The organism is Psychrobacter sp. P11G3 (assembly GCF_001435845.1).
Lineage (GTDB): Bacteria > Pseudomonadota > Gammaproteobacteria > Pseudomonadales > Moraxellaceae > Psychrobacter.
This window is the reverse complement of record NZ_CM003596.1, coordinates 2057137-2071363: the sequence shown is the minus strand read 5'-3', so window position 1 is coordinate 2071363 and position 14227 is coordinate 2057137. Positions and strand designations below refer to the sequence as shown.

11 protein-coding genes are annotated in these 14227 nt (G+C 43.0%); 4 read left to right on the top strand and 7 right to left on the bottom strand.

Features of this window, described 5'->3' with window-relative positions; all coding sequences use genetic code 11:
* Positions 1–201 precede the first annotated feature (201 nt).
* A complete protein-coding gene (locus AK824_RS08255) occupies positions 202–813 on the top strand; it encodes a TetR/AcrR family transcriptional regulator (RefSeq protein ID WP_057760610.1) in 612 nt (203 codons plus the stop codon).
* A 45-nt stretch (positions 814–858) separates the two neighbouring features.
* Here the strand turns inward: AK824_RS08255 and AK824_RS08250 are convergent, their stop codons facing one another.
* The 7 genes from AK824_RS08250 to AK824_RS08220 all read right to left on the bottom strand — a co-directional run bounded on the left by AK824_RS08250 (position 859) and on the right by AK824_RS08220 (position 9368).
* Entirely contained in the window at positions 859–1485 is a 627-nt protein-coding gene (locus AK824_RS08250; protein WP_057760607.1) for a CDP-alcohol phosphatidyltransferase family protein, read from the bottom strand.
* An 80-nt stretch (positions 1486–1565) separates the two neighbouring features.
* Positions 1566–2198 (bottom strand): ATP-binding cassette domain-containing protein, encoded by a 633-nt coding sequence (locus tag AK824_RS08245; protein WP_057760604.1) that lies wholly within the window; start codon positions 2196–2198, stop codon positions 1566–1568.
* A 124-nt stretch (positions 2199–2322) separates the two neighbouring features.
* Entirely contained in the window at positions 2323–4086 is a 1764-nt protein-coding gene (locus AK824_RS08240; RefSeq protein WP_197411794.1) for an ABC transporter permease, read from the bottom strand.
* Positions 4083–5381: an ABC transporter substrate-binding protein gene (locus AK824_RS08235; protein WP_057760602.1), complete on the bottom strand. Its 1299-nt coding sequence runs from the start codon at positions 5379–5381 to the stop codon at positions 4083–4085. The genes AK824_RS08240 and AK824_RS08235 overlap by 4 nt, the downstream gene beginning before the upstream one ends.
* Before the next feature lie 182 nt (positions 5382–5563).
* Positions 5564–7612, bottom strand: coding sequence for an FAD-dependent oxidoreductase (locus AK824_RS08230; protein WP_264753478.1), 2049 nt, complete (start codon positions 7610–7612; stop codon positions 5564–5566).
* A gap of 362 nt (positions 7613–7974) precedes the next feature.
* On the bottom strand, positions 7975–8379 hold the full coding sequence (locus tag AK824_RS08225) for a hypothetical protein (protein WP_057760598.1): 405 nt from the start codon (positions 8377–8379) through the stop codon (positions 7975–7977).
* Positions 8380–8834: 455 nt separating this feature from the next.
* Complete coding sequence (locus AK824_RS08220) at positions 8835–9368, bottom strand: DUF2058 domain-containing protein (RefSeq protein WP_057760596.1); 534 nt, start codon at positions 9366–9368, stop codon at positions 8835–8837.
* 419 nt (positions 9369–9787) lie between these two features.
* Here AK824_RS08220 and AK824_RS08215 point away from each other — a divergent pair, with 419 nt between their 5' ends.
* The 3 genes from AK824_RS08215 to AK824_RS13645 all read left to right on the top strand — a co-directional run.
* Complete coding sequence (locus AK824_RS08215) at positions 9788–10651, top strand: universal stress protein (protein WP_057760594.1); 864 nt, start codon at positions 9788–9790, stop codon at positions 10649–10651.
* A gap of 92 nt (positions 10652–10743) precedes the next feature.
* Entirely contained in the window at positions 10744–11412 is a 669-nt protein-coding gene (locus AK824_RS08210) for a cupin domain-containing protein (RefSeq protein ID WP_057760592.1), read from the top strand.
* Between the two features lie 1504 nt (positions 11413–12916).
* A partial coding sequence (locus AK824_RS13645) for an Ig-like domain-containing protein (protein WP_227511137.1) occupies positions 12917–14227 on the top strand: 1311 nt, incomplete at its 3' end.

The window sequence follows — 14227 nt, the reverse complement described above, 5'->3', positions numbered from 1 at the left end:
AGACCATTTACTAGCTATCAGCATGACTGTTGACTGATTGTTGATAGCTAGATCGCGCCCTAGCATTACGTTTGTTTACTAGACCGTTTCTTATATTAACTTTACTGTCGCACCCATTCAGGATAAAATTGAGCAATCATTCAAGTTTTATAGCCGTGCCCATTTTTATATGAGGTCACGGCTTTTTAAATGGGGCACATTATGTCACGCACCGCACTTTACAACCGTCATGACGCCTTGGAGCGTGCGCTACAGCTTTTTTGGCAAAAGGGTTTTCATGCCACGTCTCTAAAAGACATAGAGCAAGCGCTCGATATGCGCCCAGGTAGTATCTATGCCGCTTTTGGTAATAAAGAAGGTTTGTTTCAAGAGGCGCTAGAATACTATGCGCGTCTAGGATTGACTGAGCTTGAGCGAGTATTGAGCCATCATGAAACGCCTTTATTAGGCCTTGCCGCTTATATACGTCAGCTTGGCGGGATTCGTGATAAAGCATTACCGAGCCGAGCCTGTATGCTGGTCAAAAGCTTACTAGAGCTAGGCGCGCGTGAGCAAACAGCGTTAACCAAGGTGGAGATGCTGCTGGCAGGTATGGAGACGCGATTTATAGAATGCTTTAAGGAAGCGCAAAATGTCGGTGAGATGGATAGTGAGCTTGATCCGGTTAGGCTTGGACGCCGCCTACAGGCAGAAGTCATGGGATTGCGTGCCTTTGCCCAGCGTGACATAGAGAGCTCGACGGTACATGCCCTTGCTGAAGATATGGCCTTATCTATAGAAGCACTGCGGCTAGATGATTCAGTAAATGCTTAATAGTGTCAAGGTCGGTTATTCAACACGGCGTATATCTTCAGACGCTTACTTGGTAGATTCGAGCTGCTTGAGGGTATGATACCCACCATGTATACGAGTAAAAATAGTAACAGCGCAGGCAGTAGCAAAGATACCAGCAAGTAGCACAAAATGTTGCGGCCAAATGCAAAGAGAAATAAAAAGAGCAATAGTTTCGGTGCCTTCAGTAAGACCATTAAGATAATAAAAGCTCTTATATTTAAACTGCGGCTTGTCTAATTGAAACTTTTCTGCAGAAATTGCAAAGGCCAAAAAGCTCGAACCTGTCCCGATAAATGCCGCTAATAACAACGCGCCTGCAATAGCGTTTTGTTCAGGGTTGGCCAAAATGAACCCAAGTGGCACAGCGGCATAAAACAAAAAATCGAGGGTGATATCTAAGTAGCCGCCTGCGCTTGAGCTTTGCTGTGCGTAGCGTGCCATTGCGCCATCAAGTCCATCGAAGATACGATTCAATATTATCACTGCTAGCGCGCCGTACCATAGCTCAAACGCAAGTAGTGGTAATGCCAACATACCAACCAAGAATCCAGCGACCGTAAGCTGATCAGCCGTGATGCCGAGCTTATGCAATGTCGCTACTATCGGGGTTAGCAGCGGCTTGAGGACGGGCGTAATAAACTTGTCTAGCATGCGAGCTGCCTTTTATATTTTGCTTGTTTTGATACTTTGGTTGGGTATTTAGCGTTGATATTTGACTCTGATATCTAAAATTATCGCCCTACATAGATAACTTTACCATTAGCTGCTTCAGCGTCGCTTTGGTCGTGCGTGACCATAATAGCAGGCAGCTTATGAGTACGAATCTGATCAAATACCAATTGCCGCGTATCCATCCTCAATTGAGTATCAAGTTTGCTAAACGGCTCATCAAGTAGTATCGCTTTGGGCTCACTCAGTAGCGTGCGTAGTAAGGCGACACGTGCTTGTTGACCACCTGATAGGTTATCAGGGTGACGATCTCCCATCCCTTCTAAGCCTACTTGCGCCAAAGAATGCGCTATTTTTTCAACTCGCTGTTTTTTATTTCCTTTTGGCATGGCAAAAGCAATGTTGCCTGCGACTGATAGATGCGAAAATAGCAATGCGTCTTGATACAGCACACCAATCCGGCGCAAATGCGCAGGCAGGTGCGTCACGTTTTTATCGTTTAACCAGACTGTACCCGTCGCGGTAAAATCGCTCGCCAAAGTGCCTGTTAGCCAGTTTAGTAAGCTGGATTTGCCACTACCAGAAGGGCCCATCACGGTTAGGATGTCGCCACCAGCGATGTGCTCATTGATACTCAATAGCTGCTCGTTTTGACGAAACAGCTGTAAGTCTTTTATCTGTAGAGATGATGGCATCAGGAACCCTTTGTTTGCGTTTTTTATGACTGATTATTTTAATGTTTTTAGCAGCTGATTTTTTATAACTGTTATTTTCGATAGATGATGCTTTTCACAACTTTTCTTATTCGTGGTCAGCTTGCTACCGAGCGCCACTTCTAAAAAAGTACTTGGGTAGCATCCAAGCCACTATAAAACCGATGAGTGGTAGCGCCATTTGCATGATGGCATAGACAGCACTAGTGCGCCTACTGGCACCATTCGCCAGTGTCACCGCTTCAGTCGTGATAGTAGCAATACGTCCGCCACCCGCCAATAGAGTTGGCAAATACTGGCCAAAGCTGATCGCTAGACCGAGAGCAACGGCAATTAAAATAGGAGCGAATAACTGCGGCAGTTTTATCTGAAAAAATACTTTGATAGGGGCAGCACCAAGGCTGGCGGCCACATGAGCGAAACGAGGATCTAGGCGTCGATAGCTACTGGCCAGTGATAAAAACACGTACGGTAGCACGAATAAAAGATGGGCAAAGGCCACGTTAAAAAATTCCGATTGATGATTGGCCAACTGCTGTAACCATACCAAGCCAAATAAAAACGCGATACTTGGTACCAGTAGCGGTAAGTAAATAATAAAACTGGTGAAGTGTGACAATGGCTTAGCACTCAGTTGCTCAGCTTCCAAGCATAGCAACGTCAGAAAAACAGCAAAGGCAGTACTAACGGCACCAATGCTAAGCGTATTGACCAACGGTGTGCTCATTTGAGTAAAGGCACTTTGAAAGTGTAGCAGCACGAATTGCTCTGGTAGCATCGCCGGAAACCGCCAAAATCCTGCAAATGCCCATAGTACGAGCCCAGCGAGCGACAATAGCATAAAACCAATCACGCCTACGGTAAGTATAGCGGTGACTTTTTGCCAGATAGTATCTGCATAATGACGTTTGCCATTGACTGACGAAACATTGAATATTGCTTTGATCGCTTTTTCGCCGCCCAACCAAAAAGCGACTAAACCTGCTGTCAATACGAGTTGTAATAATGCGCCTGCTGATGCCTTGATACGCAATGTCAGGTCAACATCGTTAAACCATTGTATGATAGAGACAGAAAGCGTTGGCGGTGTGTTAGGACCCAATATCAACGGCATCTCGACACTTGCACTGGCATAGGCCAACACGGCCAAAATCGGTAAACGTAGAAAAGGATATAACAAGGGCAAGACAGCCTTAAAAAAAGCAGTAATTGGGTAATAACCTAAATTGAGTGCAACGGTATACTGTTGACGCAGTTTTTTACCAAGCTCAGGCTGAGCCAGCGCGCCCAAAGCCATTAATAGCAAAAACGGCAGCTCCTTTAATGTTAAACCCAAGATGATACTGATACCGTATGGATCATGCGGAAACATACCATCGGGTGCCATCTCCCAACCAGTTAGCCACGGGGAGATGAGCCGTGCAAACATACCAGACGGCGCAATCAAAAACCCAACGGCAATGGCTGCAGCTGCATGAGGAATGACCAAGATAGGGCTTAATAAATGCTCAATACGCTGCAACCAAACACTGTTAAAAAACGCGGCCAATATCATCAGGGCAATGACAAAAGCGAGTAGGGTGCTGATAAGTCCTGTAGCAAGACTTAATGCAGCCATCTGCATGATGCTAGGCGTTTGCCATAGGTCTATAAACCCTTGCAGATTCAAGGTCGTCTTTTCTAGGGCAGGAAGCCAGCTCAGAGCAGGCAACAGAACACAGATGAGGCCACAGAGTACGGGTAATATTAATATGAGAATTAAGAGTTTGGGACTAAAAGACACGATACGCGTAAACAGATCTTTTTTCTCAAGCGTGATAGGCTTAGGTTTATCACCTTTTTTCGTCATTTTATCAAAACCTTGGCTCATGGACTCACCCCATAACGTGCTTGCCAGCCTTGCTGAATAGCTTCTACCCAACTTGGATGTGGCTCACTCACTGTACGCTTAACACTATCAAAGGGCAGGGCGCTTGGATGAGGCTGCTTGGTTTTAAATAATGCTTGTTGCGCAGGGCTAAGCGTAGATTGGACCAGTACGCTTTTGTCACCCCATACCGAAGGGGTTTGTTTTTTTGCTTGGGCTTCTGGACTCATCAAAAAGTTGGCTGCTAATTGTGCCGCCTGAGGATGGCTAGCGTTATAAGGGATAGCGACAAAATGAGTATTACTTAAGCTGCCGTCACTCATCGCATAGCTGCGAATGCTCTGAGGTAAGTCATAGCGCTGCACGGCCGCAGGAACTTCTGGTGCCGAAAAGGTAAACGCGAGACTCAGCTCCGTATCATCGACCAAGCGCCGCATCTGCGCACCTGTCTGTACAAACTGCTCGCCACTGCGCCATAGCGTGGGATGAAAGTCATCCAAAAACGCCCATAGCGGATCTAATACGAGCGCGGTGTTTTCTTCAGTAGCCGGTAGACCTAATTGAGCGCTAGTATTCTTACCTGTACTGGCATCTTGTTGTTCATGCAGCATGACTAAGACGTACTTTAAGAAGCTCATACCCAAAAAGTCCGGCGGTTTGGGATAGCTAAAGCGTCCAGTGTTTTGCGCTGTCCAAGCGGTCAACTCATTTAGAGTCGTTGGCGGTTTACTGGTTGATAAGCTGTCGTAATAAAACGTCAGAGAGGCTTGTCCCCATGGTGCTTCCATACCATCGGTTGGCACACCAAAATCGAAGTTTACGGTTGGATTGTTTTCTGGGTCAGTCAGCGCAAAATTGGGCAACTTGTTTGCCCATTGTTTGAGTAACAAGGAGTTCTCACTCATGGTGGCAAAGTTTGCGCCATTGATCCAGATGAGATCCACACTGCCTTGATCGTCATTATGAGCAGATTTTTCTGCGAGTACCCGACTGACTGCTTCACTGGTATCGCTCAATTTAACATGCACTAAGTTGATGTTGTATTTGTCATCGACTTGATCGCCGACCCACTGTAGATAGGCGTTAATTTGTGGATCGCCGCCCCACGCATAAAAGTAAACGTCTTGATTGCTACCTTGGGCTTCTATCTGCTGCCAAGGTGATAGGTCTTGGTTAATATTAGCAGTAGTTGGCGATGCTGTGCTTGCTGATATACCAATACAAATGCTCATCATCATAGCGTAGGTGCTATATCGCGTAAGACGTTTGAGCATCGGTAAAGTGGTAATAACGCGCATTCAAGTTTCCGTTATGATTTAAATGTTAGTAAAGCTGGTAAAGATTTCATAGTCTGCCATGTCAAACCAAACAAATATTACGAAATCTAAACCAGCTTTGTTGGAGTCTTTTAACACTTTGCTACCAGTCGCATCGTTCAATGACGCCTATCATCAAACTACTATTAACTAACTGTCATTAGTTAACCACGACGCCAAGTATGGTATTTCTCCAACCAGCTCAATACGGTCTCAGGGGCATGAGCACGTTTCCACTCACCAGCGGCATATTTGTTGCCTTCTGCCCAAGTAGGGTAGCTATGAATGGTGCCCAAAATCTTATTGAGACCCAGACCGTGTTTCATTGCTAGTACAAACTCAGCGATTAGGTCGCCTGCATGTTCAGACACCACCGTAACGCCCAATATTTTGTCTTTACCTTTTGGCGTGATGACTTTGATAAAGCCTTTAGCAGCGCCATCTGTGATAGCGCGATCCAGCTCTTCAAATTCAAAACGAGTAATCTCGTAATCGATGCCTTTATCAATGGCTTCTTGCTCATTGATACCAACACGAGCGACTTCTGGATCGATAAACGTAACCCAAGGAATGACACGATAATCTACTTTAAACTTCTTCAGATTACCAAACAGCCCATTCACTGCGGCGTACCAACCCTGATGGGCAGCGACATGAGTGAACTGGTAGGGACCGACGATATCACCTGCAGCAAAAATATTAGGATACAGCGTTTCCAAGTATTCGTTGGTCACGATCGTACGATTGGTTTCGATACCTAGCGCCTCTAAACCATAACCTTCAAGACGTGCGCTACGACCAACGGCACAAAGTAGCTCATCATACTCGATATCAATTTCTATTTCATTGTGTTTGACGATAATGTGTTTTTTGCCATCACGCATCTCGCAGCGCATCGCTTGATGTGATGTTAAAATATTGACACCGCTTTCAGTGAGCGACTGATGAGCAAAGGTAGAGACTTCAAGGTCTTCTTTGCCCATAATACGATCGCTCATCTCAATTTGCGTCACGTTAGAGCCTAAACGGGCAAAGCTCTGAGCAAGCTCGCTACCGATGGGGCCACCGCCCAGTACGACTAGCTTTTTCGGTGCTTCTTCTAGCTCGGCAAACTTGGTCCATAACGTGTCACTGGTTACGTAGCCTGTTTCTTCTATACCTGGTAGAGGCGGTACAAATGGGCGAGCGCCCGTGGCAATGACAATGGTACGCGCTGTTAAGGTCTGCATGCCGCCGTCGTTCAGTTTGATTTCTACTGTCCACGGGTCAACCAATTTGGCATAGCCTTTGACCACATCGACGCCCAGATTGGTATAACGCTCAACACTGTCGTGTGGCGCGATATCGGCCACTACCTGCTGTACGCGTGCCATCACTTTTTTGAACGAAAACTGCGGTACAGTATTCTCTAACCCGTAGTTTTCACCATGACGAATTTGATCAGCGATTTTTGCGCTCTTAATGATGGCTTTACTGGGTACACAGCCATAATTTAGACAATCACCGCCCATTTCACCTGCCTCAATCAGCGTGACTTTTGCTTTGACTGCTGCGGCAATGTAGCTTGTGACCAATCCACCAGCGCCTGCGCCAATCACAATCATATTGCGATCGAACTTCTTAGGTTTGGTATGGTTTTTATAAACACGGCGTTTTTTAAACATGTTCAACACTCCTTTTGCTATTAATGGGAAGAAACCTAATAACGCAAACGAGACAATTAAGTTGAAAGATAAAATACCCGATAAGCTGTCTATCTGTGCCAGCTGTGTCCCTGCATTGACAAAGACAAACGTCCCAGCCAACATACCGATTTGACTGACCCAGTAGTAAGTCCATGTTTTAATAGACGTCACACCCATAAGTAAGTTAATCAAAAAGAATGGAAATATGGGTACCAGACGTAAGGTAAATAAATAAAATCCACCTTCTTTTTCGACGCCTGCATCAATAGCTGCCAACCGCTCAGGAAAGCGCTGTTTGATGGTGTCACGCAGTAAATATCGCGATGCTAAGAAAGCAATGGTAGCACCAATACTCGATGCAAATGAGGCAACGAGTAAGCCTTGTACCAAGCCAAATAATGCACCAGCGGCTAGCGTCAAAATCGCAGCACCTGGTAAGGAAAGGGCAGTGACCACGACATACAGCAAAAAGAACCCACCGATGATCAGCAGCGGCGACTGCGCTTTATAGTCATTAAACTGTGCCATCGACCCTTTTAAGCCGTCAAGCGTCAATAATTGATTTAGGTCAAAGTAAAAAAAGCTTGCCGCTAATATCAATATTAATAGTATTAAAAATATTCTTTTAATCATGAAAAGTCCGGCCAAATAAGGGAGCGAAGGCTACAATCGTAGTTATTACTCAAACTGTAGAATACTCATCATCTGAATAACTAAACTTAAGTAACAATACTTAAGTAACTATAGTTGAGTAACGTGGCGATCAAATCGAATCGTCTGAATCGCTTAACTACGATAAAAAATTTAAGTCGGCAGTCTTAATAGTATATAAATTATGTCTTGCTGTCTGATATTTATACTACTTAAGCAATAAGCACTGCCGCTGACATTTATACTGGGAGATTATTTTTACCCAATGTTAGAGTGTCATAGTCTCTCATCAAGAACAGTGCCAAACAGGCTGCCAGCATCGGCCATGCAGCAAAGAACAACAAGTTATCAAAAGGTGTTAGATAAAGACCAAAGGAGGCAAATGTAGAAGCGGCGTGTAGTAATAAGATAATGCCGTAGGTCCATTTTTTGAATAAACCCATGACGAACGAGAAGATAAGAATGATTTGTAAGCTACCAATCAGGTAAACAATGGTGATGCCTAAGTTTTCTAAAGCGTAGAATTTAGCAAATACATTGGCGGCATGCTCAGGATTTACAAATTTGTCGAGTGTCCAAAAGAAGAATACGATGAAAACACCAAGGCGAAGAAACAATAGTGAGAGTGGCAAATGTTTTGGCATGAATTATCTCTTTTTAAGAAAAAGTAAAAGTGAATTGGAACAAATTAAGCAAATAAAACGGGCACGATGGCACCGAACTATAAGGTAACAAACACAGGTAAAATATGAACAATGTTGAGTGATTACTCAAAAATAAACAAAGTATTACCACAAAATGTACTAAAAACGCATTGTAGTAGTTATTGAATAACTGTTCAAGTTGATTATATCCATATTCTGGCAATTAGAGCGCTAGGTTACCTTCTTTAACCAAACCAGCAATGTTAGGTTAAACAAGCCCGATTTGTGTACCTTTGATTGAGTCTATCGACACATTTAACGTTTATCTTGCGCTATAAAGATTTGCGTAACCCGTATAAACGCAAAAAGCCCTTTATAGAACGTAAATTCTATAAAGGGCTTTTGGGGGAATGCTTATAACACTATAGTAAAGCCAACAGCAGTAAAATAATGCCTTACCACATCAAATCGTCTGGAATCACATAAGCGGCATACGGATCATCTTCTGCCAATGCTTCTTCGGCAGTGTCGTTGGACACAACCATAAAGCCTTCCATTTTTGAATCGATACGGTCAGCCAATGGGCGAGGCAATAGCGCGTAGCCTTCTTCCAAGCGTGCGATGACTACGTGACCGGCCACGATTTGATCGTAGAGTTTCTGAGTGATAGCGATTTTCTTTACTTTTGACTCATCGACAAACTGATAGCTAACTTCACCTTCTGTCTCAGTAATCTGATGCTGCTTAATCATTTGCACGATATTGGCTTTTAATGCTTTCTCTTCCAGTATGCGTTGTTTTTCTTGATTAAGCTTTTGATCCTTTTCTAGCTTTTGAGCTTGCGCCTCTGCCAACGCTTTTTTTGCTTCGACGCTTTCTGAGTCACCAGTACGCTTGGCATGTTGCGTTTGCTTGCTGATCTTCTTGGCCTTTTTGCTATCAACCAATCCAGCTTTTAATAATTGAGCCTGTAGGGCATTTTTTGCCATAATCCAATCACCTAAATAACGATACCAAAATCATAAATGCTAAAAAATACATTGTAGCAAACTTTGCTAGCGTATGTGGTCAGACGATGATAAGACTTTATATATAGCTAGGTATCAGTCTGCGGTGAGCCATGCACGATGCTGTCAGTAACAAATTACAATTATTGCAAAAGGGTCGCACACATCGCTGGATGAAGCCGTGTAAATTGGTTATTATCAAATGAAGAGGTAAATTTACTTGATAAGATAATTTTTGAAAGCTAACTATTATAAGGTAAATGAAACATACCTTAGTCGAAGAGCATAAGCCAGAGAGCATAAGCTAAAGAGTATAAGTTAAAGAACATAAGCCAAAGAGCATAGCTTGGTCAGAACTAACAAGCTGTATAGGATTAAATAATTAAATTTAAGGACAGATTATGACAACATCACAGCACATTTTGGCCTGTATTGACGGCTCGGCAGTGACTGAATCGGTTTGTGACTATGCAGCATGGTATGCCAGTAAACTAAACGTACCTGTTGGGTTATTGCATGTCAGTGACATACCAGCATCGACCAGGCGGGATTTATCAGGTGCTATAGGCATAAATAGCCGTCAGTTTTTATTAGAAGAGTTGTCCCAGTTAGATGAGCAAAGAGCAAAAGTCGTCAACAGCTATAGTAATGCGTTGGTACAAGATGCCAAAAGCCACATTCAAAGCAGTTTCGCTGATGTCAATGTTCGCGTTTATCAACGCCACGGCAAGTTGCTTCCTAGTATTGAGCATTTCAAAGAAGAAAATCGTGCGATTGTGATGGGACGACGCGGAGAAGATCATAAGAACAGTCGGATCAATATTGGTAGTCAGATTGAGACGGTCGCTCGTGGGTCAGATATACCTATACTGATTTGCTCAGAAAAATTTGAAGAGCCAAGCTCCTATATGATTGCCTTTGACGGTAGCAAGACCTCTATTAAAGCGGCACGAATGGTGTCAAAAAGTCCACTATTAAAAGGTTTAAAAGGTCACATCGTGATGGTGGGCAATCATAATGACGCCGCCAAGCAAAGTATGAGCGCCGCCGCCGCACAGTTAGAAGATGCTGGGTTTGTCGTTGAAGCACATCATTTATCTGCTTCTGATGCGGTAGATGGGTTGTTAAAGTTCCAGGTAGAGAACAATGTCGACATTATGGTCGTAGGTGCGTACGGACATTCGAAATGGCAGCAATTGTTTCTCGGAAGTACAACGACAGAAATTATCGCTAGCACGTTATCACCGGTCATTCTAGTGCGGTAATAACGTCATATATTTGTGTTTATCGTCTAGGGCGTGTCCGCGGTTTTATATTGTGGATACGCCCTGATCATTTAATACCTTTGGAATACTTTATGCTAATTAATGCAGATTTTTCACAACGTGCTTCACTGACCTCTAAAGCACATCAATGGATTAAGTCACCACAAAATGGTGTGGAGCGTGTGATGCTTGATCGTGTGGGTGCGGAGAAGGCTCGTGCTACCAGTCTTGTACGTTACGCGCCAAACTCTTACTTTCCGCATCATCTGCATCCAGGCGGCGAAGAGATTTTAGTACTATCAGGTACTTTTTCTGCAGATGACACTCATTATCCAGCAGGTTGGTATCTGCGTAATCCACCGTCTTCAGGTCATCGGCCTTGTAGTGACGAAGGTGCTGTTATTTTCGTCAAGTTACGGCAAATGTCGTCTGACGAAACTCAGCACGTGGCTATCGACACTTATAAAGGTGCTAATTGGCAGCAACAAGGCAACCGTACTGTCTGCCCGCTTTTTTCCGATGGGGTAGAGCACGTTAGTCTACAGCGTATCGATGCAGGCGAGTTGCTATTCACTGAGACAGTTCATGGCGGTGCAGAAATATTAGTTGTAGCAGGTGAGCTAATAGAGGGTGGACAGGTATATCAGCAGGATAGTTGGATACGCCTGCCGATAGATATAAATGTACAAATAAAAGCAGGGATGGAGGGTGTTACGCTGTATCTAAAGACAGGGCATCTTGGTCAAGTGATCGGACTATAGTCAATCCTCCATAAACTAGATACGGTGTCAGCCTTGCTTAGTCTACTACTTATCTTACTTTCACTCGGCTCCCTTGTATCTAAATTATATTGAACCGACTATATAAACGAAAGGTTCAATATAATTTCTGCATTCGCTATTTTTAGCCCATTCAAATAATCAATTAGTATTACTTGCTCTATTAATATGCTACTCGTACAGATTTTTTTACGTATTTTACTGCTATAGACATAATCTGCAAAAATTTGTACCAGCAGCACTGACTCAGTTTTGAAGTAAATCAACTGTATTAACGATATTTCAATCTTTCGCTACCTTTTATGGACTGAGCCAATAGTAGATAAAATATCTATTTTCAGTTCCTCTTTTTAAGTATCTCCGCTTAATGAAAAACTCAATCACACACTTCTTAAACTACCTCAATATCCATTGATGCTCAGTCATGGAGAAGTGTGGTCACATTATTTGTACCTACAGCACCGTTTTTCCATTCAAACAGTAAGTGTAATTTTGTCGATTGATAATCGCTTACCTAGAATGATTAATTTAAGTGCATGTCACTAAATAGATATCAAAAGTCAGTTTTTAGAGCCAAAAATAATGCAGAAAATCATCTAATTTTTCCAATTTTATCTAATAAAATGTAGGTAAAGATATTTTTTGTTAATTTTTATAATTTATTCAATTTTTGATATATTTAAAATTTAATAAAAGTCAAACGCAGTTAAGTATTATTAAATAGTTTGATTTTATAGCTGTTTATTTGAAATGCCCAAACGAGTGGCATGAGCAGCTAGTATCTAGCTTACAAGGAATAATTTTACTAACTATTACAATGTATTAAGCGAATGATTTGATCGTAGTGTGACATGTTTTGTAGTTTGACTACTGTTTTGAAAATCCAAATATACGAGATAATATTCAATAACCACAATACACACGGTATATGCGTTATTGGAAATATAAATTACAATTATATAAAGCTAATAATGTTGAATGATAAATATATAAAGTTATTATTAAGGGAGGGTAACGTAAATAGTAAGCGAAATTTTATTTTTGTAATGTGTATGTATAGATTTTTGGTTTAAATTTTTAATAAATTAGGGCATGCATCTGTAGCGTTATGCCTTATGTACAGGGAGTACAATATTATGACCAGCAGGGCCGTACTATTATCGGCTAAAAGAGCCAATTTAGTAGGTTGTGAAGCGACGCAGGCCGATAGGAATTTGCTTGATTCCAGTATGAGCGCTTTATTCAAAATAATACCGATAAAGATAAGTAGCCATACTGTTTTCTGTTCTAAAGATCATCAATTTCTCTCCCTCATAAAAACATGCTCAGTAGCGTGTTTACCTAAAAAAAATCCTCCTTTTATTCAAAAAACACTAGTTAATAGAACCCTATTCTTACTTCACTCAATTTATAAAATCAGCTGTCGTCTATCGAACGGCTTTAACGATACTCATGAAAAATTTATTAATTAATCAAGGAAGATATTATGAAAAATATAATGGTTAAGGTTAATAATCAAGTTGAGACAGTTGCTGAGTATCAAATTGCTACTCAAAGTGGCGCTGCTAAAGTTATTCAAGCTGTCGATAAAACCAATTATGAGCTTTTTGATCTGGACGCTGGGCAAGCACCAAAAAATATTGTCACTAAACGTATGGGTAAAGATCTTCATATTTCATTTGAAAATGAAAGTATCGACTCTGACCTGATTATTGAAGGGTTTTACGATGATATCGATGGTGCACTTGTTGGTGTCGCTGAAGATGGAAGTTATTACTATTATCTTCCTGATACAGGTGATGTGACAGATTATGTTACCGAGCTACAGGTAGGCGAGGTGCAGGGCCAATCATTGGGCGGAGATGGATATGCAAGTCCTTGGTGGATAGGGGCGACAGAAGCTGAAGGTTTTGCAGCTCTACCATGGCTGTTGGGTCTAGCAGGTGTTGGTGTGGCGGCAGCGGCTTTAGGGGGAGGTGATGATAACGATAGCGCACCAGTAGATACTACGGCACCTGCTGCACCAACGATTGACACCCCAATTGCTGGAGATAACGCAGTTAATGGTGATGAAGCAGAAGAAGGCTTCGCTATCACCGGTACAGGTGAGCCTGGAGCCACCATCACCTTAACTGATGGCAGCGGTAATGTTATTGGTACCGGTGTTGTGAACCCTGACGGTACTTGGAGTGTTCCAGTTGATGAAGCAGCTATCACTGCGATGGGTGAAGGGTCTGAGACCATTACTGCAACGGCTACTGATCTCTCAGGTAACGTAAGCACACCAACCACTGCAGATATTACAATTGATACTATGGCGCCTAATGCGCCAACTGTTAGTGTAAATACAGACGGTACGGCAATCACTGGTACCGGTGAGCCTGGTGCCACTATTGAGATTGACACCAATGGCGACGGTGTTCCGGATTATACCGCTGTAATCAATGGCGATGGTAATTATAATATTGACACGAGTAGTAACCCGTTAATAGACGGTGAAACGATTACGGCAATTGTTGTTGATACTGCGGGTAATAAGAGCGTTCCAATTGGCATGATGGCGCCAGACATAGATGATACGGACGCCGATGCCGATGCCGATGCTGATGCCGATGCCGATGCTGATGCCGATGCTGATGCTGATGCCGATGCCGATGCTGATGCTGATGCTGATGCTGATGCTGACGCCGACGCCGATGCTGACGCCGATGCTGACGCCGATGCCGATGCCGATGCCGACGCTGATGCCGATGCCGATGCCGATGCCGATGCCGATGCTGATGCCGATGCCGATGCC